This is a genomic window from Micromonospora sp. NPDC093243 (genome assembly GCF_044753725.1).
GTDB lineage: Bacteria > Actinomycetota > Actinomycetes > Mycobacteriales > Micromonosporaceae > Micromonospora.
Genome location: NZ_JBIVNT010000010.1, coordinates 23,354 through 43,807 on the forward strand (window position 1 = coordinate 23,354; position 20,454 = coordinate 43,807).

General features: G+C 73.5%; 21 protein-coding genes and 2 tRNA genes. 10 read left to right on the forward strand and 13 right to left on the reverse strand.

The annotated features are described in order from the left end of the window. Positions 1 to 54: 54 nt before the first annotated feature. Positions 55 to 1,323: a snapalysin family zinc-dependent metalloprotease gene (locus tag ACIP9D_RS28515; protein ID WP_400451267.1), complete on the reverse strand. Its 1,269-nt coding sequence runs from the start codon at positions 1,321 to 1,323 to the stop codon at positions 55 to 57. Positions 1,324 to 1,348: 25 nt separating this feature from the next. Continuing rightward, on the reverse strand, positions 1,349 to 2,332 hold the full coding sequence (locus ACIP9D_RS28520; protein WP_350874738.1) for a DUF5937 family protein: 984 nt from the start codon (positions 2,330 to 2,332) through the stop codon (positions 1,349 to 1,351). Positions 2,333 to 2,404: 72 nt separating this feature from the next. Here ACIP9D_RS28520 and ACIP9D_RS28525 point away from each other — a divergent pair, with 72 nt between their 5' ends. The 6 genes from ACIP9D_RS28525 (at position 2,405) to ACIP9D_RS28550 (ending at position 9,367) form a co-directional block, all read left to right on the forward strand. Continuing rightward, the gene (locus ACIP9D_RS28525) at positions 2,405 to 3,682 is read left to right on the forward strand and encodes an MFS transporter (RefSeq protein WP_350874737.1); all 1,278 of its coding nucleotides are present in this window, start codon (positions 2,405 to 2,407) and stop codon (positions 3,680 to 3,682) included. Positions 3,683 to 3,806: 124 nt separating this feature from the next. After that, a complete protein-coding gene (locus ACIP9D_RS28530) occupies positions 3,807 to 4,388 on the forward strand; it encodes a hypothetical protein (RefSeq protein WP_350874736.1) in 582 nt (193 codons plus the stop codon). Between the two features lie 98 nt (positions 4,389 to 4,486). After that, on the forward strand, positions 4,487 to 5,167 hold the full coding sequence (locus tag ACIP9D_RS28535; RefSeq protein ID WP_350874735.1) for a response regulator transcription factor: 681 nt from the start codon (positions 4,487 to 4,489) through the stop codon (positions 5,165 to 5,167). A gap of 10 nt (positions 5,168 to 5,177) precedes the next feature. Continuing rightward, positions 5,178 to 6,710: an ATP-binding protein gene (locus tag ACIP9D_RS28540; RefSeq protein ID WP_350874734.1), complete on the forward strand. Its 1,533-nt coding sequence runs from the start codon at positions 5,178 to 5,180 to the stop codon at positions 6,708 to 6,710. Then, positions 6,707 to 7,621 (forward strand): Gmad2 immunoglobulin-like domain-containing protein, encoded by a 915-nt coding sequence (locus tag ACIP9D_RS28545; RefSeq protein ID WP_350874733.1) that lies wholly within the window; start codon positions 6,707 to 6,709, stop codon positions 7,619 to 7,621. Before ACIP9D_RS28540 ends, ACIP9D_RS28545 begins: the two co-directional genes overlap by 4 nt. Before the next feature lie 255 nt (positions 7,622 to 7,876). Next, a complete protein-coding gene (locus ACIP9D_RS28550; protein WP_350874731.1) occupies positions 7,877 to 9,367 on the forward strand; it encodes an MFS transporter in 1,491 nt (496 codons plus the stop codon). A gap of 56 nt (positions 9,368 to 9,423) precedes the next feature. On the opposite strand, the gene ACIP9D_RS28555 is transcribed toward ACIP9D_RS28550, so the two are convergent. Together ACIP9D_RS28555 and ACIP9D_RS28560 are read right to left on the reverse strand one after the other, a co-directional pair. Then, complete coding sequence (locus ACIP9D_RS28555) at positions 9,424 to 9,726, reverse strand: hypothetical protein (protein ID WP_350874730.1); 303 nt, start codon at positions 9,724 to 9,726, stop codon at positions 9,424 to 9,426. 26 nt (positions 9,727 to 9,752) lie between these two features. Next, on the reverse strand, positions 9,753 to 10,487 hold the full coding sequence (locus ACIP9D_RS28560) for an SDR family oxidoreductase (protein ID WP_350874729.1): 735 nt from the start codon (positions 10,485 to 10,487) through the stop codon (positions 9,753 to 9,755). A 139-nt stretch (positions 10,488 to 10,626) separates the two neighbouring features. Between ACIP9D_RS28560 and ACIP9D_RS28565 the strand changes: the two genes are divergently transcribed. Then, positions 10,627 to 11,451 (forward strand): helix-turn-helix transcriptional regulator, encoded by an 825-nt coding sequence (locus ACIP9D_RS28565; RefSeq protein WP_350874728.1) that lies wholly within the window; start codon positions 10,627 to 10,629, stop codon positions 11,449 to 11,451. Positions 11,452 to 11,528: 77 nt separating this feature from the next. Here the strand turns inward: ACIP9D_RS28565 and ACIP9D_RS28570 are convergent, their stop codons facing one another. The 3 genes from ACIP9D_RS28570 to ACIP9D_RS28580 form a co-directional block, all read right to left on the reverse strand. Then, positions 11,529 to 12,728, reverse strand: coding sequence for an RtcB family protein (locus ACIP9D_RS28570; protein ID WP_350874727.1), 1,200 nt, complete (start codon positions 12,726 to 12,728; stop codon positions 11,529 to 11,531). A gap of 34 nt (positions 12,729 to 12,762) precedes the next feature. Next, a tRNA-Gly gene (locus tag ACIP9D_RS28575) sits at positions 12,763 to 12,836 on the reverse strand. A 34-nt stretch (positions 12,837 to 12,870) separates the two neighbouring features. Beyond that, positions 12,871 to 12,942: transfer RNA gene (locus ACIP9D_RS28580), tRNA-Glu, on the reverse strand. Between the two features lie 397 nt (positions 12,943 to 13,339). Between ACIP9D_RS28580 and ACIP9D_RS28585 the strand changes: the two genes are divergently transcribed. Then, positions 13,340 to 13,951, forward strand: coding sequence for a DUF6058 family natural product biosynthesis protein (locus ACIP9D_RS28585; RefSeq protein ID WP_350874726.1), 612 nt, complete (start codon positions 13,340 to 13,342; stop codon positions 13,949 to 13,951). Positions 13,952 to 13,995: 44 nt separating this feature from the next. Here ACIP9D_RS28585 and ACIP9D_RS28590 read toward each other — a convergent pair whose 3' ends face one another. After that, on the reverse strand, positions 13,996 to 14,421 hold the full coding sequence (locus ACIP9D_RS28590) for a VOC family protein (RefSeq protein WP_350874725.1): 426 nt from the start codon (positions 14,419 to 14,421) through the stop codon (positions 13,996 to 13,998). Positions 14,422 to 14,513: 92 nt separating this feature from the next. Between ACIP9D_RS28590 and ACIP9D_RS28595 the strand changes: the two genes are divergently transcribed. Both ACIP9D_RS28595 and ACIP9D_RS28600 read left to right on the forward strand, forming a co-directional pair. Further along, positions 14,514 to 15,482 (forward strand): YafY family protein, encoded by a 969-nt coding sequence (locus ACIP9D_RS28595; RefSeq protein ID WP_350874723.1) that lies wholly within the window; start codon positions 14,514 to 14,516, stop codon positions 15,480 to 15,482. Between the two features lie 30 nt (positions 15,483 to 15,512). Next, positions 15,513 to 16,334 carry an alpha/beta hydrolase family protein gene (locus ACIP9D_RS28600; protein WP_350874722.1) on the forward strand — a complete coding sequence of 274 codons (822 nt, stop codon included), beginning with the start codon at positions 15,513 to 15,515 and terminating at the stop codon, positions 16,332 to 16,334. A gap of 7 nt (positions 16,335 to 16,341) precedes the next feature. On the opposite strand, the gene ACIP9D_RS28605 is transcribed toward ACIP9D_RS28600, so the two are convergent. The 5 genes from ACIP9D_RS28605 to ACIP9D_RS28625 form a co-directional block, all read right to left on the reverse strand. Continuing rightward, the gene (locus tag ACIP9D_RS28605; protein ID WP_350874721.1) at positions 16,342 to 16,848 is read right to left on the reverse strand and encodes a DinB family protein; all 507 of its coding nucleotides are present in this window, start codon (positions 16,846 to 16,848) and stop codon (positions 16,342 to 16,344) included. A 93-nt stretch (positions 16,849 to 16,941) separates the two neighbouring features. Next, a complete protein-coding gene (locus tag ACIP9D_RS28610) occupies positions 16,942 to 17,766 on the reverse strand; it encodes a M15 family metallopeptidase (RefSeq protein ID WP_350874787.1) in 825 nt (274 codons plus the stop codon). Between the two features lie 231 nt (positions 17,767 to 17,997). Further along, positions 17,998 to 18,963 (reverse strand): alpha/beta hydrolase, encoded by a 966-nt coding sequence (locus tag ACIP9D_RS28615; RefSeq protein WP_350874720.1) that lies wholly within the window; start codon positions 18,961 to 18,963, stop codon positions 17,998 to 18,000. 52 nt (positions 18,964 to 19,015) lie between these two features. Next, on the reverse strand, positions 19,016 to 19,330 hold the full coding sequence (locus tag ACIP9D_RS28620; protein WP_350874718.1) for an antibiotic biosynthesis monooxygenase: 315 nt from the start codon (positions 19,328 to 19,330) through the stop codon (positions 19,016 to 19,018). Positions 19,331 to 19,473: 143 nt separating this feature from the next. Next, the gene (locus tag ACIP9D_RS28625) at positions 19,474 to 20,448 is read right to left on the reverse strand and encodes an acetylxylan esterase (protein WP_350874717.1); all 975 of its coding nucleotides are present in this window, start codon (positions 20,446 to 20,448) and stop codon (positions 19,474 to 19,476) included. Positions 20,449 to 20,454: the final 6 nt, after the last annotated feature.

Consider the following 20,454-nt stretch of genomic DNA (forward strand, 5'->3'; position numbering starts at 1 on the left):
GGAGCGGAGGGGTGCCGCCGCAGCCCTCCGCTCCGGGTCCCGGGTGGCGTCCGGTCAGGACGGCAGGCCACCGACCTGGGTGTTGATCCAGGACCGGATCGACGACAGGTCGCCGTAGATGGACGGGCCGGTCGCGCAGGTCGAGTTGTTGTTACCGGCTCGGCTGGTCGCGCCGATCAGGTTCCACACTCCGTTGATCCGCCGCACCTGGGGGCCGCCGGAGTCGCCGTAGCAGGCGCCCGAGTTGCCGTTCGTGTTGTTGGTGCAGATCTCGTACGGGCCGTTGATGCCCGAGCAGCGACTGTCCGACACGATCGAGGTGTCCAGTTCGTTGGCGACCGCGGGCGCGGATCCGCAGCCTCGGGGAGCGCAGGTCTGCCCCCAACCGATGATCCGGGTCGCCGTGCCGACCGCGCCCGAGGTGCTCGGGATCGGCGCCGGCGCGTAGCTCACCGAGCTGGCCAGTTGCAGCAGCTTGACGTCAATGCTGGGGTGGTTGACTCCCCGCGTCACCCGGACCACCGTGCCGCCGCTGGTGCGGTTGGTGCTGCCCACCCGGACCGAGGAGGGGGTCGGGCAGTGCTTGGCGGTGACCGCCCAGTTCGCCTTGATCAGCGATCCGGTGCAGCCGGAGACGTACACCATGAAGGGGTAGTTCTCGGTGGCCGGCCGACCACCGACCACGAGCGGCGCGACGTCCGCGCCGTCCTGCCAGGTGTAGGTCCGGGTGTCGGCGGGGGCGGCCAGCGTGCCGGCGAAGAGCGAGTTCACCTGGGTCGCCTCGGCGGAGCTGGGGTAGGCGTTCGTGCAGGAGACCGGCGCGCTGCTGCCGGACATCAGGTCCGAACAGAGGCCGGTACGCCGGTCCGGCAGGCCGAGGATGTGACCGAACTCGTGGGTGGCGATGCGGGTGCGGTGGTAGCCCTGGTTGACGGCGGTGCGGCCCATCCAGATCCGACCCGAGCCGAGCCCGGTCACCTGCGCCCGGGGCCAGCCGTCGTCGACGTAGACGGTGATGCTGGCCGGCGTGCCGGGCAGCAGCCGCACGGTGCTGACCCGGCTGTTCCAGATCTGCGCGGCCTGGTCGAAGTTGGTGCGGAACTCCCCGGTCCGGCTGGCGTCGTAGTAGAGGGTCCGCACGGCGGAGGCCGCCGTGCCGGTGGCGACCCGCATCCCGGTCGCCGCCAGGACCGCCACCAGTACGGCGATCGCCGCACGTAACAGTTGTCGTCGGATCATCACGCACTCCCCTGGTTCCGGACGGCCGTGCCGCCGTCCATTGACATGCGTGAATGTTAATCGGCCGCTGTCGATATGCGACATAGCGGATACGTCATACCGCGTGCCGTCAGCGGGTGGCAGCGCCGGTCGCGGCGAGCAAAGCCTCCGCGGCTGTGGTCCGGGCGTAGAGCACGAAGCGACCGGCCCGATGGGCGCCGACCAGCCCGGCGTCACGCAGCGCGCCTAGATGCGCGGATACGGTGCCCGGGGTCAGCCGGCAGCGCTCGGCCAACTCCGTGGTCGAGGTGGGCACCGCCAGCTCGTGCAGCAGTGCGGCCCGGGTCTTCCCCAGCACCCGGGCCAGCCCGCGGCCTGGCGATAGCGGGTCCCGTTCCCAGAGCGTGGCCACCGCGCGGGCCGGGTAGCGCAGCACCGGCTGGCCCGGCGAGCCGAAGTTCGACCAGACCCGCGGGCCGCAGAAGACCGAGGGGACGAGCAGCAGCCCTCGCCCGTCCAGCCGCACCGCACCGGAGAGCACCAGGTGCTCCACGTGCAGGGTGTCGCCGTCCAGCCGGACGTACGGGTCGAGGTGGTTCAGCAGGCCCTGCACCCCGTCGGTGGCCATTCGTCGCGCCCCGAGCAGCACCTCCCGCTCCAGCAGCGTCCGCATCCTCGGCCAGTACGGCCCGATGGCGGCATCGGCGTACGCCCGGACAACCTCCGCCAGTCGACGCAGGCCCTCCGTCGGGCAGTCGTACAGCTCGGCCACCCGAGGCGACCGTGGCCCGGGCACGCGGTCCAGCTCGGCCCGGACCACCTCGGCCGGCGTGGCGGCGAGGGCGGCCAGCTCGACGTCGAGCGTCGGCTGTGAGGTGGACGGGGGTGGGCACACGAACCCCGGGATGATGCCGGTGGGCATCGACACCAGGTCGGTGAGGAGCCGCCAGTCCACGGTGGCCAGGCGCGGCCGGGCCCGCTCGACCCAGGGCAGGTGCTCCGGGAACCACTGGGGCCGCGTGATGATCCGGACGCTGCCGACCGCCTCCCACAGCGGCGACACCGCGAACCGGGTCGTCGCCAGGTCCCGCGCGTCCAGTCCGACCAGCAACATCGGCGCCTCCGTTGGATTTGACAGGCGCCAAATCTATCGCCGCCGGCAGGCCGGGCCGGCACGGTGGGCGGCATGACGACCGCCTCCACGGCGACGGCTGCCGGCCACCGTCCGGCCGGCCGCTGGCCGCGCCCCTTTCGGTTGCTCTACACGGCGACGGTCGTGCACGACGTCGGCTTCCACGTCAGTCACCTGGCCGTGCCGGTGCTCGCCGTCTCCGTGCTCTCCGCCAGCCCCGGCCAGGTGGGGTTGCTCGGCGCGCTGAGCACCGCCGCGTTCCTGCTGATCGGCCTACCGGCCGGGGTCTGGATCGATCGCTGGCCCCGCCGTACCGTGCTGGTCGGCGCGGACCTGCTGCGCGCGGCACTGGTCGCCTCGGTGCCGGTGGCCTGGTGGGCCGGTTGGTTGACCATTCACCAGCTCTACGTCGTGGTGGCGCTGAGCGGTGTCGGCGCCGTCTTCGCGGACGTGGCGGCGCAGAGCGTCCTACCCGAGCTGGTCGGCCGGGACCGGCTGGTCGCGGCGAACTCGCTGCTGATGACCACGAGCGGCACGCTGCAGATCGCCGGACGCGGGCTCGGCGGTCTGGTGGTGCAGGCACTCACCGCGCCGGTCGCGATCGTGGTGGACGCGGTCGGCTTCGCGGTCGCCGCGGCCGTCCTCCGCCGGATCCCGACGCCGCCGCGAACGGCGCCGACCCGGCGACGCGGCGGATTCGGTCGGCAACTCGGCGCCGGCGTCCGGCACGTGCTCGGCAACCCGCTGCTGCGCCCGCTCGCCGTCTCGACCGCGAGCACCAACCTGACCATGCAGCTGACCACCACGATGCTGCCCGTCGTCTTCCTCCGCGACCTGGGCCTCGGTCCGGCCACACTGGGGCTGTTCCTCGCCGCCGGCGGGGTCGGCGCGCTGCTCGGGGCGGTGAGCGCCCGACCGATCGCGCGGCGGATCGGCCACGGTCGCGCGCTATGGCTGCCCGGACTGCTTGTCGCGCCGCTCGGCCTGCTCGTCGCACTGGTCGACACCGGCCCGATGCTGTGGCTGGCCGGCGTCGGTTGGCTCGTGCTGGCCTGGCGGACCGGCATCGGCAACGTCGTCGGGGTGAGCCTGCGGCAGGGCGTCACCCCCGACGCGCTGCTCGGGCGGATGAACGCCACCTTCCGGTTCCTGCTCACCGGGGCGCTCACCGTGGGCGCCGCGGTTGCCGGGTTGCTGGCCCAGTACGTCGACGTGCGCACCTCGCTCCTGGTCGGCGCGGTCGCCAACGGGCTCACCTGGCTGCCGGTCCTCTGCTCGCCGCTGCGGGCGCTGCGCCACCCCCCGGCGGCGACGACATCGGACGTCGACTGACCAGGTGCGTTGTTACCCGGGTGTTACGGCACGGCGAAGCTGCTGCCGCGCAGGGCCTCCACCGTGGATCCGACGACGCCGGCGACGAGGCCGGACACCGCTACGGAATCGAGGGGAAACGACGATGAGGATCAGGAGCGCACTGACTGCACTGGCCGTCCTGGTCGCCGGCCTGGTGGCCGGCGCGGGCACCGGCACGGCGGCCACCACCAGCCGGGCGGCGGCCACCGGGGCGCCGTACTGCGGGATCACCTGGGGCAGCGGGGAGAAGGCGGCCGGCACGCTGAGCAGCGCCCCGCTGACCGACGTGCGTACCGGCCGGCACGAGTGCCACGACCGAGTGGTGTTCGAGTTCGCCGGGCCGGTGAACGGCTACACCGTGGGCTACGGCGAGACGTGGACCGAGGGCGAGGGGCTGGCGCTGTCGCCGTACACCGCTGGCGGCGCGCTGCTGCGGGTCTCTCTGCAGGCCCCGGCGTACGACGACGCGCACGTGGGCACCGTGCCGTACCGGGTCGGCGAGCACGCGGCCAACGTGCTGCGCTACCAGACCCTGCGGGACGTGGTCTTCGGCGGCAGCTTCGAGGGCTACAGCACCTTCGCCGTCGGCGTGCGGGCGCGGCTGCCGTTCCGGGTCTTCGTCCTGGCCGGCCCCGGCACGCACAGCCGGATCGTGCTGGACGTGGCACACCAGTGGCAGGAGTGAACCACCGCGCGGACGAGGGTCCGGCACCGGCCGGACCCTCGTCACCGTCCGTTGCGCCAGGGCTCCCCGGCGTCGCCCGGGGCTACGCTGGTGGCGTCATGGACGGCCGCGTGCTGCTGGTCGAGGACGATGCCTCCATCAGGGAGGTCACCGCCCTCGGGCTGCGCCGGGCCGGTTTCCGGGTCGACACCGCAGTCGACGGCCGGGCGGCGCTCGCCGCCTGGCGGGCGCAGCCGGTGGACCTGATCGTGCTGGACGTGATGCTGCCCGGCCTCGACGGCCTGGAGGTCTGCCGCGAGGTGCGGCGCAGCAGCCCGGTACCGATCCTCATGCTCACCGCCCGCACCGACATCATCGACGTGGTCGTCGGCCTCGAGTGCGGCGCCGACGACTACCTGCGCAAGCCCTTCGACCTGCCGGAGCTGATCGCCCGGGTCCGGGCGGTGCTGCGCCGGGCCACCGCGCCGGCCGAGCGCGGCACGCTCACCGTCGGCGACCTGGAGATCGATCCGGCCAGCTTCGTGGTCCGCAAGGACGGCCGGGAGCTGCCGTTGACCGCCACCGAGTTCCGGCTGCTGCTGGAGCTGGCCCGCCGCCCCGGCCAGGTCTTCACCCGCGAGATCCTGCTCGACCGGGTGTGGAGCCACAGCTATCTCGGCGACTCCCGGCTGGTCGACGTGGCCGTGCAGCGGCTGCGCGCGAAGGTCGAGCAGGACCCGGCTCACCCCCGGCTCATCCGGACCGTACGCGGGGCCGGCTACAAGCTGACGACGCCGTGAGTGTGACGCGATGGCCGCGGACCGCGTACCCCCGGGCCGGCTCCGGCGCCGGCTGACCATCGCGTTCGTGCTCGTCGCCGGGGTCTCCGCCGGGCTGCTCGCCGGCGGGTCGTACCTGCTGCTGCGGCAGACCCGGCTGGACGCCTCGGTCCAGCAGGCCGCGGCCGACGCCCGCTACCAACTCGTGCTGGCCGCCCAGTTCCAGCCGCTGACCGCGCAGCGCCGCGCCGAGCTGTTGCGCAGCTTCGAGGCGAGCGGCCGGCACGTCCTGCTGGCCGACGGCGACGACGTGCGTGCCGCCAACCCCGCGTTCGCGCCGGCGCTCGGCGCGCCGCTGCGGGCCACCGTCGCCGCCGGCGAGCTGGGCTACGAGCGCTCCGCGCCGTCGGCCCGGCCGCGCCTGCTGGTGGTCGGCGGCCGGATACCGGGGTCGAGCAGTGAGCTCTACGTGGTCACCGCCGAGGAGGAACTGCTCGCCGACCTCGACCAGCTGCGCACGGCGCTGCTCGCCGGCTGGGCCCTGGTCGTGCTCACCGCGGCCGGCGTGGGACACACCCTGGCCCGGCGGACCCTGGAGCCGGTCGGGCGGGCGAGCCGCGCCGCGCAGGCGGTCGCCGAGGGGCTGCTCGCCACCCGGCTGCCGGTCCGTGGCCGCGACGAGTTCAGTGTCTGGGCCGCGTCGTTCAACGGCATGGCCGAGGCGCTGGAGGCGAAGATCCACGCGCTGTCCCAAGCCCAGGCCCGGGAGCGGCGGTTCACCGCCGACGTCGCCCACGAGCTGCGTACCCCGGTGACCGCCCTGGTGGCGGCGGCCTCGCTGCTGTGCGACCACCTCGATCAGCTGCCCGGCGACGCCCGCCGCGCGGCGGAGCTGCTCGTCGCCGACGTGGTCCGGCTGCGCCGGCTGGTCGAGGACCTGATGGAGATCTCCCGGCTGGATGCGGGGCAGGAGCCGCTCGCGGTCCAGCCGGTGGAGCCGCTCGCCCTGCTGCACGCCCTGGTCAGGGCGCACGGTTGGCGTGACCGGGTGGTGGTCGCCGGTGGGCCGGCTCCGCTGCGCACCGACCCGCGACGGCTGGAGCGGGTGCTGGCGAACCTGGTCGGCAACGCGGTCGAACACGGCGGCGGCGAGGTCCGGGCCGGCGTCGAGCGGGACGGGTCGAGCGTCGTCTTCGACGTCGCCGACCGCGGACCCGGCATCCCCGCCGCGCACCTGCCCCGGATCTTCGACCGCTTCTACAAGGTCGACCCGGCCCGCTCCGGCCGGGGCAGCGGGCTCGGGCTCGCCATAGCGCAGGAGAACACCCGACTTCTCGGCGGCCGGCTGACCGTCCGCAGCGAGCCGGGACTCGGCACGCTCTTCCGTCTCACGCTGCCCGCCGCCGGCCCGGACGCCTCCGACCCGCCCGCCGGCACGCCATCCGCCGGCCCGCCCGCCGGACCGCACGAGCCCCGGGACGGCGCTGTGGCGCCGCAGCGGTCCGCGGCCGGCCGGGAACGGTCCGGCGACGCCGGCCCGGACCTGCGGGAGGAGGCCCGATGAGACGACCACTCGCCAGCCTGCTGCTGATCTGCGTGCTGCTGCCCGCCGGTTGCGCGCCCGCGCGCTCCGGGTCGCTGGGCCCGGCCCCCACGGCGGCACCGCCGACGTCCGCCCCGGCCACACCGACCCCCACCGCCGACGGGGTCACGTCGCCGCCCGCCCCGGCCACGTCCGGCGCTCCCCCGGCACCACCGGCCCCACCGCCGGTCGGTGGCGACCCCGCTCCCGCCGGCACGATCACCGTCGAGCTCTGGTTCGTCCGCGACGGGCGGCTGGCACCCACCCGACGGACCCGGCCGAGCACCCCGGCCACCTCGCGGCTGGCGCTCGCCGAGCTGGCCGCCGGGCCGACCGGCGCGGAGGCGGCCACCGGGCTGAGCACCCTGCTGCCCGCCGGCGCCGAACCGATCGGGGTGGCCGGCGGGGTCGCCACCGTTCGGCTGCCGTCCGCGACCGGCGACCCGGCGACCCGGCGGCTGCGCCAGGCACAGGTGGTGTGGACGCTCACCCAGTTCCCCACCGTGCGGCGGGTGCGCTTCGACCCACCGGCCGAACCCGCCGACGGCCCGGTCGACCGCACCGACTACGCCGATCTGCTGCCACCGATCGTGGTGACCGGCCCGACCATCGGCCAGCGGATCGACAGCCCGCTGACCGTCGCCGGGACGGCCGACGTGTTCGAGGCCACGGTGAGCGTCCGGCTCCTCGACGCGGACGGTCGGGAGATCGCCACCACCTTCACCACCGCCACCTGCGGCACCGGCTGCCGAGGGGACTACCGGGTGGCGCTTCCGTGGCGGGTCACCCGAGAGCAGCGCGGCACCGTCGAGGTCTACGAGGTCTCCGCGCAGGACGGCTCCCGGGTGAACGCGGTCAGGGTGCCGGTGACGCTCGTCCCCACCGGCCGCTGAGCCGTCGGCGGATGACCCGGTTGGACACCTTGCGGCACGGATATCCCAAGCCGCTGCGCGGACCGGATGCGGCCCGCTAGCGTCGGATCCGAAGTCGTTTCGCGGGTCCGGCGCCAACGGGGTGGGCAGCCGCGGGCCCAGCCCCGCCCGCCGACGGGACCTCGCTGACCGGGGTCGTCCGTGCCTCCCGCTCCGCCCCGCCTGACCGTCCCCGACGCACAGAGCCGGCACCGAGTCCGCACGGAAGGCTTCACCATGCCCGGAGCAACCTCGACCTCCCCCGGTGCCCCCGACGCCGAGACAGCGACCGGGGGGCACCCGCGGCGCTGGGTCGCGCTGGCGGTCATCGCGATCGCCCAGCTGATGGTCGTGCTGGACGCCACCATCGTGAACATCGCGCTCCCCCACGCCCAAGCCGACCTGCGCATCAGCGACGCCGACCGGCAGTGGGTGGTCACCGCGTACACGCTGACCTTCGGCGGGCTGCTGCTGCTCGGCGGGCGGATCGCCGACTACTGGGGCCGTAAGCGGGCCTTCCTGGTCGGCATGGTCGGCTTCGCCATCGCCTCCGCCATCGGCGGCGTCGCCAACACCGGCGAGATGCTCTTCGCCGCCCGAGCGTTGCAGGGCGCGTTCGGCGCGCTGCTCGCCCCGGCCTCGCTGGCGCTGCTCACCGTGCTCTTCAGCGAGACCCGGGAACGGGCCAAGGCTTTCGCCGTGTACGGCGCAATCGCCGGCGGGGGCTCGGCGGTCGGTCTGCTCCTCGGTGGCGTGCTCACCGAGTACGCCTCCTGGCGCTGGTGCCTGCTGGTGAACATCCTGATCGCCGCGGTGGCGCTCGCCGCCGCGATCCCGCTGGTGCCGGAGAGCCGGGCACACGGCAACACCCGGTACGACGTGCCCGGCGCGGTCGTCGTCACCGCCGGCCTGGTCAGCCTGGTCTACGGCTTCACCAGGGCGGCCGAGGACGGGTGGAGCGCCACCAGCACGCTCGCCTTCATCGCGGTCGGCCTGGCCCTGCTGGCCGCGTTCGTGGTGATCGAGCTGCGCTCCGGGCACCCACTGCTGCCGATGCGAATCCTGCTGGACCGCAACCGCGGCGGGGCCTACCTCACCTCCACGCTGATCGGTGCCGGCCTCTTCGGCGCGTTCCTCTTCCTGACCATCTACTTCCAGGTGGTGCTCCGGTACACCCCGCTGGAGGCCGGGCTGGCCTCGCTGCCGGTGACCGCCGGCGTGCTGATCGCCGCGGGCGGCGCGAGCCAGCTGCTGCCCCGGATCGGGGCGAAGCCGCTGATGCTGTCCGGCGCGGTCCTCGCCGTCGTGGGCATGGCGGTGCTCACCCAGGTCGAGGCGGACACCTCGTTCGTCACCCACCTGCTGCCCGCCCAGTTCATCCTCGGCCTGGGCCTCGGCTTCACCTTCGTGCCGTTGTCCAGCCTCGCGCTGTACGGGGTGCCCGAGCACGACGCGGGCGCGGCCAGCGCCACGCTCAACGCCACCCAGCAGGTCGGCGGCTCGCTCGGCACCGCGCTGCTCAACACGATCTACACCAGCGCGGTGGCCGGGTATCTCACGAACCGGGTGCCGGACCAGACCAACCAGGTCAAGGCGTTGGTTCACGGCTACTCGACGGCTTTCGTCTGGGCCGCCGGCCTGATCCTGCTCGCGGGTCTGGCCACCCTGGTGCTGGTCCGGGTCCGCCGCGAGGACGTCCCCACCGGCGGCGCGGTGCACATGGGCTGAACCCCGCGGCGTCTCGACACTCACCCCCGCGCGCTGGTGGTCGCCGGGGACGCGGCTCAGACCGAGTGTTGCAGCACCGGGACGATGCGGAAGTCGACGCTGCCCTGGTCGATCGTCGCGTGCACCGGCGAGGCGGCCATCTCCGTCATGATCCCGGACGCGCTGCGCCGCCCGTCGGCCGCGGTCTCCCAGGCCACGATATCGATGATCGTGCCGTCGTCGCCCTGCGCCATCCGACGCCAGCGGAAACCGGGCTGGCGCCGGAGGTAGTCGTTGATGTCCGCGTTGGCCGCGACGAAATCGGCCCCGGTGCGGCCGGCGACAAGCCGGAACGTGGTCACTTCGAGCGCTTCAGCCATGGCAGTGCTCCTTCTCCTGGACGTCGTCAGCCCTGCGCGGTGGGGCGGACGACCAACTCGTTGACGTCGACGTCGCCGGGCTGGGCAACCGCGTAGCCGATCGCGTCGGCCACCGCGGCGGCCGGGATCGCCAGGCTGTCGGAGGCGGCCCGCACGGCGGCCCGCACCTGCGGGTCGCCGCCGTGTTCGAGGAGTTCCGACCGGGTGTAGCCGGGGCTGACGACGGTAACCCGGATGTCCCGGTTCTCCTGGCGCAATCCTTCCGACAGCGCCCGGACGGCGTACTTGGTCGCGCAGTAGACCGCGGCCGTCGGGTCGACCCGGTAGGCGGCCGTCGAGCCGACGTTGACGACGTGGCCGGCACCCCGGGACCGCATCAGCGGCAGGACGGCCGCGATGCCGTGCAGGACGCCCCGCAGGTTCACATCGATCATCTGGTTCCACTCGTCGACCCGCCCGGCGTCGAGCGTCGACAGGGGCATCACGCCGGCGTTGTTGACCAGTACGTCGATGCGGCCGTGCCGCTCGTACGCGCCATCGGCGAAGGCCCGCACGCTGTCCAGGCGGGTCACGTCGAGCTCCTGGTGCTCGGCCCTGCCGCCGGCGGCGCGTAGCTCGGAGACCAGGGCGGCGAGCCGGTCGACCCGCCGGGCGCCGAGCACGACGTGGTGGCCGTCGGCGGCCAGCCGGCGCGCGGTGGCCTCGCCGATGCCGCTGCTCGCGCCGGTGATGAGGACGATCTTGGATGCTGGGGTGTTCATGGGGACTCCCGATCGGTTCTGCCAGCTGTGGGGTGGCTCGGGCCAAGGATCAGTCGGTCGCCGGGGCGCGAGAAGGCCGCGTCTTCCTGGGTGCGCCGCACCCTGGCAGTTGGCCGACGAGGCGACCTACGCTGGTCGGATGCCAACCGCCACCAGCAGGCTCGGGGAGTTCCTGCGGGCTCACCGCGCCCGGGTCGACCCGACGGAGGTCGGCATGCGCGGCGGTGGCGACCGCCGGGTGCCCGGGCTGCGCCGCGAAGAGGTCGCCGTGCTGGCCGGGGTGAGCGTCGACTACTACGCACGCCTGGAACAGGGCCGGGAACGGCACCCCTCGCCGCAGCTTCTCGATGCGATCGGGCGGGCCCTCCGGCTCGACGGCGACGCCCGTGGTCATGTCTTCCGGCTTGCCGGGCTCAATCCCAGCCTTGCCACGAGCAGCTCCCGGGACCTCGTCCACCCGGCGTTGCGGCAACTGTTGGACGCCTTTCCCGCCTCGGCCGCCTACGTGCTCAGCGCCGCGTTCGACGTGCTCGCCAGCAACGGCGTCGCCGCCGCGCTGCTCTCGCCGTTCCCCGGCATGAACAACATGGTGCGGGTGCTGTTTCAGCACCCGCAGGCGCGCGCCGTGTTCGTGGAGTGGCCGACCCTGACGGAGAATGTCGTCCACGCCCTGCGGCTGAACGCCGGCCGGTTCCCGGACGATCCGGACATCCGCGCGCTCGTGGCCGAACTCCGGCAGACCTCACCACGGTTCCGGTCGCTGTGGTCGGATCAGACCGTCCGCGGGCTGACCCGACTGTTCAAGGTCTTCGTCCACCCCGAGGTCGGTCGGGTCGAGTTGACCTACCAGAGCTTCGACGTCCGCGACGCCCCCGGTCAGCAACTGCTCGTCGGCACGCCGGAGCCGGGGAGCCACAGCGCCCAGGCCCTCACCTACCTGGCCGGCATGCACGTCGCGGCCTGACCAGGCCGGTCCCGTCGACCGACCTGGCCCGCCGCGCCACGAGCAGGCACGGGTGGCAGCCGTAGCCGCCAGCCGGCTCAACCCTTCACGCAGACCACCTGCTTGAGGTGTGCGACCACCTCGACCAGGTCCTCCTGCTGGGCCATCACCTCGGTGATGTCCTTGTACGCGCCGGGGATCTCGTCCACCACCCCGGCGTCCTTGCGGCACTCCACGCCGGCCGTCTGCGCCGCGAGGTCGGCGGTGCTGTAGGTCCGCTTCGCCTGCGCCCGGGACATCCGCCGACCCGCCCCGTGCGAGGCGGAGCAGTAGGCGTCCGGGTTGCCCTTGCCGCGCACGATGTACGACCCGGTGCCCATCGAGCCCGGGATGATGCCCAGGTCTCCCTTGCCGGCCCGGATCGCGCCCTTGCGGGTGACCAGCACCTCCACCCCGCCGTAGCTCTCCTCCGCGACGTAGTTGTGGTGGCACGAGATCGGCTCGTCGTAGCCCACCTGCGGGAAGCGCTCGCGGACCACCTCGCAGAGCACGGCGAGCATCATCGCCCGGTTACGCCGCGCGTACTCCTGCGCCCACCACAGGTCCCGGCGGTACGCGGCCATCTCCGGCGTGCCGGCGAGGAACACCGCCAGGTCCCGGTCGGGCAGGTCGGCGTTGTGCGGCAGCCGCCGGGCCACCGCCATGTGCCGCTCGGCCAGCTCCTTGCCGATGTTGCGGGAGCCGGAGTGCAGCATCAGCCACACCCGCCCCTCGTCGGCCCCGCCCTGCTCCAGGCAGACCTCGATGAAGTGGTTGCCGCCGCCGAGGGTGCCCAACTGCCGCTGCGCCCGGACCTCCAGCTGGGCCACGCCACGATCCAGGTCGGCGAAGCGCCGCCAGAAGTCGTCCCAACCGCGCTGCTCCAGGCCGCGTACCCGGCGCGGGTCGACGGGCCGCTCGCGCTGGGCGAACCCGACCGGGATGGCCGCCTCGATCGCGGAGCGCAGCCCGGCGAGGTCGTCGGGCAGGTCGGCGGCGGTGAGCGAGGTCCGCACGGCGGACATCCCGCAGCCGATGTCGACGCCGACCGCCGCCGGCGACACCGCCTGCCGCATCGCGATGACCGAGCCGACCGTGGCGCCCTTGCCGAAGTGCACGTCCGGCATCACCGCGACACCCTCCACCCAGGGCAGCGTGCCGATGTTGCGCAGCTGCCGGGCGGCCTGCGGCTCGATGCCGTACGGGTCGGTCCAGACCCGGACCGGCGCCCGGGTGCCGACCAGCGGGCTGTAGCCCATCGTCGTCTCCTTCTGTCGTGCGTGACGGTGTCGGAGCGGCTGGCCGGATTCGAACCGGCGATCTTCACCCTGGCAAGGTGACGCGCTGCCTGGCTGCGCTACAACCGCGATGCGGTACGACGCCCTTGTGGCGTGGTACGCGTAGGCCGTACGGGATTCGAACCCGTGACCTCCCGGGTGAGAACCGGGTGAGCTTCCGCTGCTCCAACGGCCCGTGCCCGGGCGGGGGACCCCCCGCCCCGCCCGGATCCGGGGTCACGGACGAAAAAGCCGCCCGGACCCCGGTGGGGTGGGCGGCTGCGCGTGCGCGCTGGCGCTAGTCGCGCCGCCTCCCCCGACGCCGGCCCGAACCGGACCGGCGCCCACCCAGGGCTGGTTCGCCGGTGAGGCCCGACGCACCACCGCACGGCACAAGCCGTGTGGTTCGGGTATTGGTGCGCTGCGACACGACGTACTCCCTGGGTCTGGTCAGTTGACCTTGCACGGATGACGGTATGCGGGCCGACGGACCGCGGCAATCGATATTCGCCACGGCGACGTTTCGGCCGGGACCGCACGGTCCGGCGGCTAGCGTGCCCGGGTGGCGGTGCTGGTCCGACGGGGAGGCGATGATGGATCTGAAGCAGCAGGTGGACGACCGGTTCCGCGAGGTCAACGGGGACCATCCGATGACCATTGCGGACGACGCGTACGTCAGCCGGCAGTTCGTGGTGCTCGACGACCTCTGCGCGGCCCACGGCCGCGACCCCCGAGAGGTACGCCGGCTGATGCTGGACCGGCGGTTGCCGCTGCCGGGATATCTCCGCTCGGACGGCGCGCAGATGGTGCCCGCCGACCTGTTCGCCCTGGCCGACCAGGCCGGCGGTCCGGAGCGGCTGGCCGACTGGTTCGTCGGGCACTGGGCGGATCCGGCCGTCGGCGAGGCGGAGTGGAACGACTACCTCAACGGTCATTACGTATGTCTGCACTCGGTCACGCCGGGCGCCATCGTCCGGAAGTCCGAGCTGGTGGCCGCGATCTCGGCCGCCGCCGCCGAGTTGGACGCCAACCCGGTGCGCGACGCGGGCACCGACGACCGCCTGGCCCGGCTCCACGCGCTGGTCGACGAACTGGACGCTCTGGAACCCGCGTTCACCGGATATGACCGGCTCCGGTTCGGCGGCCCGACCTCGCGGGACCGTTGCATCGACGCGGTCCGGGTACGCCACCCGCGCCGGCGCTGAGCGCGGCGCCGGGCCGGTGGCTCAAACCACCGACCCGGCCGGGCTCACCGCCCGGATCGCGCGGCGAGCATCTCGAGGTAGTGCGGATTGCGCATGACGCCGAGGATGTTGCCGAACGGGTCCACCACCGAGGCGGTGACGAAATCTCCCTCGCCGCGCGGGGTGGGCGGCTGGTGCTCGCGGGCCCCGGCCTTGAGCAGGGTCGCCACCGTGGCGTCGAGGTCGTCGACGTGCCAGTAGGCGATCGCGCCGCCGGGCGCGGCCGGCGGCCCGTCGGGCGCGTAGCGGCTGTCGATCAGGCCCAGCTCGTGCTGGTGGTCACCGAGCCGGAACTCGTAGTACGCCGGCCGGCCCGCGCCGTCGCGCACCTCGTAGTACGGCTCGACGCCGAACAGGTCCGCGTACCAGTTCTTCGCGGCGGTCAGGTCGGCGGCCCAGAAGCTGACGGTGGCCAGTCCTCGCAACTGCATGGGATTTCCTCTCGTCGGTCGATTCCGCTGACCTCGACGCTACGGGGGCTTGCGGAACGTGCGGTTCCGCAATTGCTGGCAGACTCGCCGACATGCTGGAAACCTCGGTTCGACTGCTGCGGCTACTGGCCCTGTTGCAGGACGGGCGGGACCGCTCCGGCCCGGATCTCGCCGCCCGCCTCGACGTGACCACGCGGACCGTCCGCAATGACGTCGAGCGCCTGCGCGTCCTCGGTTACCGGATCGACTCCCAGCCGGGCACCGGCGGTGGCTACCGGCTCGGGGCCGGCTCGGAGTTGCCGCCGCTGCTGCTCGACGACGACGAGGCGGTCGCCGTCGTGGTCGGGCTGCGCGCCGCGGCCGCCGGCACGGTCTCCGGCATCGAGGAGACCTCGCTGCGGGCGCTGGCCAAGCTGGAGCGGTCCCTGCCGTCCCGGCTGCGGCACCGGGTGGACGCCCTGCGGGCGGCGACGGTCTCCGCCGCCGGCGGCGGACCGACCGTCGACGCGGCCACGCTGACCGCCGTCGCGACGGCCATCCACCGCCACGAGCGGCTGCGCTTCGACTACGTCGGGCACGACGGCGCCAGCAGCGTGCGCACCGTGGAGCCGCATCGGCTGGTCTACACCGGACGACGCTGGTACCTGCTCGGTTGGGACCCGGACCGCGCCGACTGGCGCACCTTCCGGGCCGACCGGCTCCGGCCGCGGATCCCGACCGGTCCGCGCTTCGCGCCCCGGGAGCCGCCGGGCGGGGACGCCGTCGCGCACGTGCTGCGCGGCGTCGGCTCGGCGGCCTGGCCGCACCCCGCGCGGGTACGCCTGCACGCCTCCGCCGCCGTGATGGCGCAGCGGCTACCGGCCACGGCGGGGGTGCTGGAGGCGGTCGACGAGCGGAGCTGCCTGTTGCAGACCGGCGGGGAGTCGCTGGCCAACCTGGCCGCCTTCCTGGGCACCCTCGACGTGCCGTTCGAGGTGCTCGACCCGCCGGAGCTGCGGGAGCTGCTGCGTCAGCTGGCCGGCCGCTACGCCGCGGCGGCCGACGCCGGCCCGTCGCGCTGACCGCCGCCGCGGCGACTACCGTTGGCGGTCGTGGCCCTGATGCGCGTCGACTTCTACTCCGAGGTGCTGACCCTCAGCACGTCGATGACCGTGATCCTGCCGCAGCGCACGTCGTCCCAGATCGGCCTCTCCGGCGGGACGACCGGCGGCGACCCGCCGGTGCTCTATCTGCTGCACGGGCTGACCGACGACGACACCATCTGGCTGCGCCGCACCGCCATCGAACGGTACGTGGCGCCGCTCGGGCTCGCCGTGGTGATGCCCCGGGTCGCCCGCAGCTTCTACAGCGACGAGGCGCACGGCAACCGCTACTGGACCTTCCTCAGCACCGAGCTGCCGCAGCTGTGCCGGTCGTTCTTCCGCCTCTCCGACCGCCGCGAGGACACCTTCGTCGCCGGCCTCTCGATGGGCGGCTACGGCGCGGTCAAGTGGGCGCTGCGCGAGCCGGCCCGGTTCGCCGCCGCGGCCAGCCTCTCCGGGGCGCTGGACGTCGCGCACCGGCATCGGCACCCGACCAACCCGATCGATCCGGCGGTCTGGCACACCGTCTTCGGCGACCGGCCGGTCGCGGGCAGCGACGACGACACCGTCGCCCTGCTCGACCGGGTGCCCGACGCCGACCGGCCGGCGCTCTACGTCGCCTGCGGCACCGAGGACTTCCTGTACGAGGACAACCTGCGCTTCGTCGACGCGGCGCGGGGGCGGGGCGTGCCGCTCACCGTCGACTTCTCCCCCGGCAGTCACGACTGGGCGTACTGGGACGCGAAGATCCAGGACGTGCTCGCCTGGCTGCCGCTGCGGGCCGCCCCGGACACGGCCGCCGCCACCCAGGTCAGCGGCGCGACGGACTGAGCCGGCGTCAGGCCCCGACGGTGCCGTCGATCGCCTCGCGCAGGAAGTCGGCGTGCCCGTTGTGCCGGGCGTACTCGTGGATCAGGTGCAGCATCACCAGCCGTAGCGACACGTCCTCGCCGGACTTGGCGTGGTGGGCGGTGACGTCCAACGACTCCGCCTCCCGCTCGATCCGCCGGGAGTGCTCCACCTCCCGCCGCCAGGCGGCGAACGCCTCCGTCCGGCTCGCCGAGCGGGCGTCGTACGCCTGCTGGAAGTCGCCGGTGCTCGACCACACCAGCGGGATGTCCTCACGGTTGATGGTCCGCCGGAACCAGGCCCGCTCCACCTCCGCCATGTGCCGCACCAGCCCGAGCAGGGAGAGCGTCGAGGGTGGCGACGACTGCATCCGCAACTCCTCGTCGGAGAGCCCGTCGCACTTCAGCGCGAGCGTCGCCCGGTGATAGTCGAGGAAGGCACGCAGCATCTCCCGTTCCCCGCCGGTCACCGGTGGGCCGATCCGCTCGGTGGTCACTGTGCTCCCCCTTCCATCCGGCCGGGTCGTCCGACCCCGGCGTCACGCAGCCGATCATGCCGGGTCCCCGTCGTGCCGGCGGGGCCGGTCGGTTCAGCCCACCGAGGACCGGGCCACCGGGGCGTCGAAGTAGCGCTTCGGGTGCGGTTCGTCCTGGAGGCGGTAGTGCCACCACTCGCGGTCGTAGTTGACGAACCCACCGGCGGTCATCAACCGTTTCAGCAGCATCCGGTTCTCCCGGGCGGTGCCGGTGATCCTCGGGTCGGCGGTGTGCGCCCGGCTGTCGAAGCAGTCGAAGCCGGTGCCCATGTCGACGCTGTTGTCCGGGAAGCGCTGGGCGCGTGGCGCGGTGCACGCCACCAGCGGCTGGCCGGGCACGTACGGCGGCTGGCTGGCGGCGGGCACGTCGACCAGGGTCAGGTCCAGCGTGCTGCCCCGGCTGTGCGCGGTCGGCGCGCCGATGTAGCCCTCGTCGAAGAGCCGGGACTTGGCCACCCGCGGATAGAACTCGGCCTTCGTCTGCTGCTCGCCGGGGCGCTTGGCCCAGGCGACGAAGTCGTCGACGGCCGGCACCGGGCGGTAGCAGTCGTACACCTTGAGGCTGTGCCCGCCGGCCAGCGCGGCGTCCTGGACCCGGCGCAGCGCGTCGGCCGCCTCCCGGGTGAGCAGGCAGAGCGGCTCGGCGTAGCCGGTGATCGGCCGGCCGACGAAGTTGTGCGGGGTCGCGTAGCGGATGTCGCTGCCGATGCGGGGGTCCGCGTCGCCGAGCACCACGAAGCCGGGCAGTCTGGCCGCCGGCCGGCTGGTGGCGGCCGAGGCGGACGGGGTGGGTGCGGCCGGCGTCGGGGCGGCCGGCGTCGGCGCCGGGCGGGGCTCCGGTCGCGAGCAGCCGGTGAGCGGCACGGCCAGTGCGAGCAGGGCGACGGCGGCCCGGGTCCGCAGCGGCAGTGGACCCCGGCGGGCTGTCGCCGCGCCGGGGTCCGCCGGGCCGCGCAATCGGTCTGACCTGCGCACCCGTCCTGTCTACCAGTCCATCCCGGGTGCTGCGCCGGGTCGGCGACGACCAGCCCCGACACCCGACACCCGACACCCGGTGTCGCCGGGTGAACCGCGACGAACTCGGCGCGGCAGCCCGGGCGCGAACGGCCGCTAGGCGTCGGAAGCGTGGTTGAGGATCCGAGCCAGCCAGTCGTTACGGGTCCGGCGCGCCGCGGCCGAAACCTGCGCCTGCGGGTACAGCGCGTCGAACCCGTGGAAACCGCCCGCCCAGATGTGCAACTCCACCTGGCCGCCGGCCGCCCAGATCCTGCTGGCGTAGTCGACGTCCTCGTCGCGGAAGACCTCGGCCGAGCCGGCGTCGATGTAGGTGGTCGGCAGGCCCGAGAGGTCGTCGGCCATTGCCGGTGACACGTAGCTGGGCACGTCGGCGTCGGCGAGGCCGCCGAGGACCGACCGCCAGGCGAACTCGTTCATCTCGCGGGTCCAGACACCGGAGTCGCCCGCGTACTGCCGGCTGGAGGTGGTGCTGTTGCGGTGGTCGAGCATCGGGTAGATCAGCATCTGGGCCGCGATCGCCGGGCCGCCGTGGTCGCGCGCCATCAGGGTGAGCCCGGCGGCGAGGCCACCGCCGGCGCTGGCGCCCGCGACGACGACGCGGCTGGGATCGATGCCCAGCTCCTCGGCGTGCCCGACGGCCCAGCGCAGACCGTGCAGGCAGTCGTCGACCAGGGTCGTGCCGGTCGCCTCCGGCGCCAACCGGTAGTCCACGGAGACCACGACGGCGCCGAACAGGTCGAGCCACTCCAGCGGGATGTCGATGTTCGAGAAGCGGTCTCCCATGACCATGCCGCCGCCGTGGATCCAGTAGACGCACGGGGCCGCCGTGGCACGATCCCCGGCGGGAGCGAAGATCGACAACGGGATCTGCGCGCCGTCCGGGCCGGTCACGATGACCTCTCGCCGGTCGACCGCGCGACCGTTCAGGAGGGTGTCGACCGGCGTCGGCGGGAGTTGGCGGAGCTGCGCGAGCACCTCGGCGTCGAGCCGGGGCATGAGCTGCATGTCGGCGAGTAGCGGGCGCAGCTCGGGGTCGATGTCGGGTCGGGCGAGTTTCACGCTGGGTTCCCTTCGAGGGGTGATCAGGGAAGAAGGAGGATCGATCTGCCGGTCAGCGGTCTGCGAAGGCGGCCTTGCCGCCGACCGGCACCTCGTCGAGGTACCGCGACTCGCCGGCGAGCAGCGGCTGGAGCTTCGCGACCAGCGCGGTGGCGCCCTCGGTCGCGAAGAACCTGCGGTGGGCGGCTTCGCTGGTCCAGCCCTCGGTGACGTGCACGACGTCGCGGTTGGCGGCGGAGCGACCGACCAGGAAGACGACGCAGTCCTCGTGGGTCATGGCGGGCGCGTCGAGCAGGAGTTCGACCAGCTCGTCGCCCTTGCCAGGCTGGGCGGTCATGGTGGCGTGGAAACCGTGGTGGACGGGCATCGGAGCAGATCTCCTCGATCGTGGAGCCGCTGTGCGCTCCTGGGATATCGACTCACCCATCAAACCGCCACGACCAGTGGAAACCCTAGATCGATGCTCCTTGCCTCTTGCCTGATCCTACCTTTGAAGGGAGTAATGACGACTCAGCGGCGGGTCAAGCCCAACTGCTCGTCGAGGAACCGCAGCGCCGCCGCGTCGTCGTCGATCCCACCGCCCTCGTGGCCGTTGTACCGCCATACCGACAGCTCCGTCGGCCCCGCGTGCGCGTTGACGGCGGCGAAGACCGTCGACGGCGGCACCACTTCGTCCATCAAGGCCACCGAGTACCGGGCCGGCACCCGGCACCGCCGGGCGAAGTTGACCCCGTCGACGTACGCCAGGGTCGCCAGCACCCGTTCCTCGGCGTCCCGGTGGATCGCCAGGTAGTCGCGGACCTCCCGGTACGGGCGGGCGTCGGTGACCACGACGGCGCGCGGGATGTCGCAGAGGAACGGCACGTTGGCGACCACAGCCCGCAGGTCGGGCGCGAGCGCGGCGGCCGCGAGCGCCAGTCCGCCTCCCTGACTCTGCCCGAGCACCGCGACCCGGGTCGGGTCGACCAGCGGCAGGGTCCGGGCGGCGTCCACCGCCCGGACCGCGTCGGTGATCAGCCGGCGGTAGTAGTAGGTGCGCGGGTCGGTGATGCCGCGGGTCATCACCCCGGGCGCCTGCGGACCGGCGGCGGCGGCGTCCGGGGTGTCGCCGCGGCTCCACCCCGAACCCTGCCCCCGGGTGTCCATCTGCAGGTGCACGAACCCGGCTGCCACCCAGAGCAGGTTCTCCAGCGGGTGCCCGCGCCCACCGCCGTAACCGGCGTACTGCACCACCGTCGGCAGCGGGGCCTGGGCGCCGCGGGGCACCCGCAGCCAGGCCCGGACCGGTTGGCCGGCGAAGCCGGAGAAGGTCACGTCGAGGACCTCGATGCCGGCCAGCCGGGTGGCCACCGGCTCGGTGTGGACATCCGAGCCGGCGGCCCGGGCCTCGGTCAGGGTGTCCGACCAGAACCCGTCGAAGTCGGCCGGTTCCCGCACGTCGCCGCGATACCCGCGGAGCTGCTCCTCGGGTAGATCGGTGTACATCGGGCG

Coding starts and splice junctions, on each gene's coding strand:
- ACIP9D_RS28515 (WP_400451267.1), bottom strand. CDS start 1,323: ATGTCGCATATCGACAGCGGCCGATTAACATTCACGCATGTCAATGGA.
- ACIP9D_RS28520 (WP_350874738.1), bottom strand. CDS start 2,332: ATGTTGCTGGTCGGACTGGACGCGCGGGACCTGGCGACGACCCGGTTC.
- ACIP9D_RS28525 (WP_350874737.1), top strand. CDS start 2,405: ATGACGACCGCCTCCACGGCGACGGCTGCCGGCCACCGTCCGGCCGGC.
- ACIP9D_RS28530 (WP_350874736.1), top strand. CDS start 3,807: ATGAGGATCAGGAGCGCACTGACTGCACTGGCCGTCCTGGTCGCCGGC.
- ACIP9D_RS28535 (WP_350874735.1), top strand. CDS start 4,487: ATGGACGGCCGCGTGCTGCTGGTCGAGGACGATGCCTCCATCAGGGAG.
- ACIP9D_RS28540 (WP_350874734.1), top strand. CDS start 5,178: ATGGCCGCGGACCGCGTACCCCCGGGCCGGCTCCGGCGCCGGCTGACC.
- ACIP9D_RS28545 (WP_350874733.1), top strand. CDS start 6,707: ATGAGACGACCACTCGCCAGCCTGCTGCTGATCTGCGTGCTGCTGCCC.
- ACIP9D_RS28550 (WP_350874731.1), top strand. CDS start 7,877: ATGCCCGGAGCAACCTCGACCTCCCCCGGTGCCCCCGACGCCGAGACA.
- ACIP9D_RS28555 (WP_350874730.1), bottom strand. CDS start 9,726: ATGGCTGAAGCGCTCGAAGTGACCACGTTCCGGCTTGTCGCCGGCCGC.
- ACIP9D_RS28560 (WP_350874729.1), bottom strand. CDS start 10,487: ATGAACACCCCAGCATCCAAGATCGTCCTCATCACCGGCGCGAGCAGC.
- ACIP9D_RS28565 (WP_350874728.1), top strand. CDS start 10,627: ATGCCAACCGCCACCAGCAGGCTCGGGGAGTTCCTGCGGGCTCACCGC.
- ACIP9D_RS28570 (WP_350874727.1), bottom strand. CDS start 12,728: ATGGGCTACAGCCCGCTGGTCGGCACCCGGGCGCCGGTCCGGGTCTGG.
- ACIP9D_RS28585 (WP_350874726.1), top strand. CDS start 13,340: ATGGATCTGAAGCAGCAGGTGGACGACCGGTTCCGCGAGGTCAACGGG.
- ACIP9D_RS28590 (WP_350874725.1), bottom strand. CDS start 14,421: ATGCAGTTGCGAGGACTGGCCACCGTCAGCTTCTGGGCCGCCGACCTG.
- ACIP9D_RS28595 (WP_350874723.1), top strand. CDS start 14,514: ATGCTGGAAACCTCGGTTCGACTGCTGCGGCTACTGGCCCTGTTGCAG.
- ACIP9D_RS28620 (WP_350874718.1), bottom strand. CDS start 19,330: ATGCCCGTCCACCACGGTTTCCACGCCACCATGACCGCCCAGCCTGGC.
- ACIP9D_RS28625 (WP_350874717.1), bottom strand. CDS start 20,448: ATGTACACCGATCTACCCGAGGAGCAGCTCCGCGGGTATCGCGGCGAC.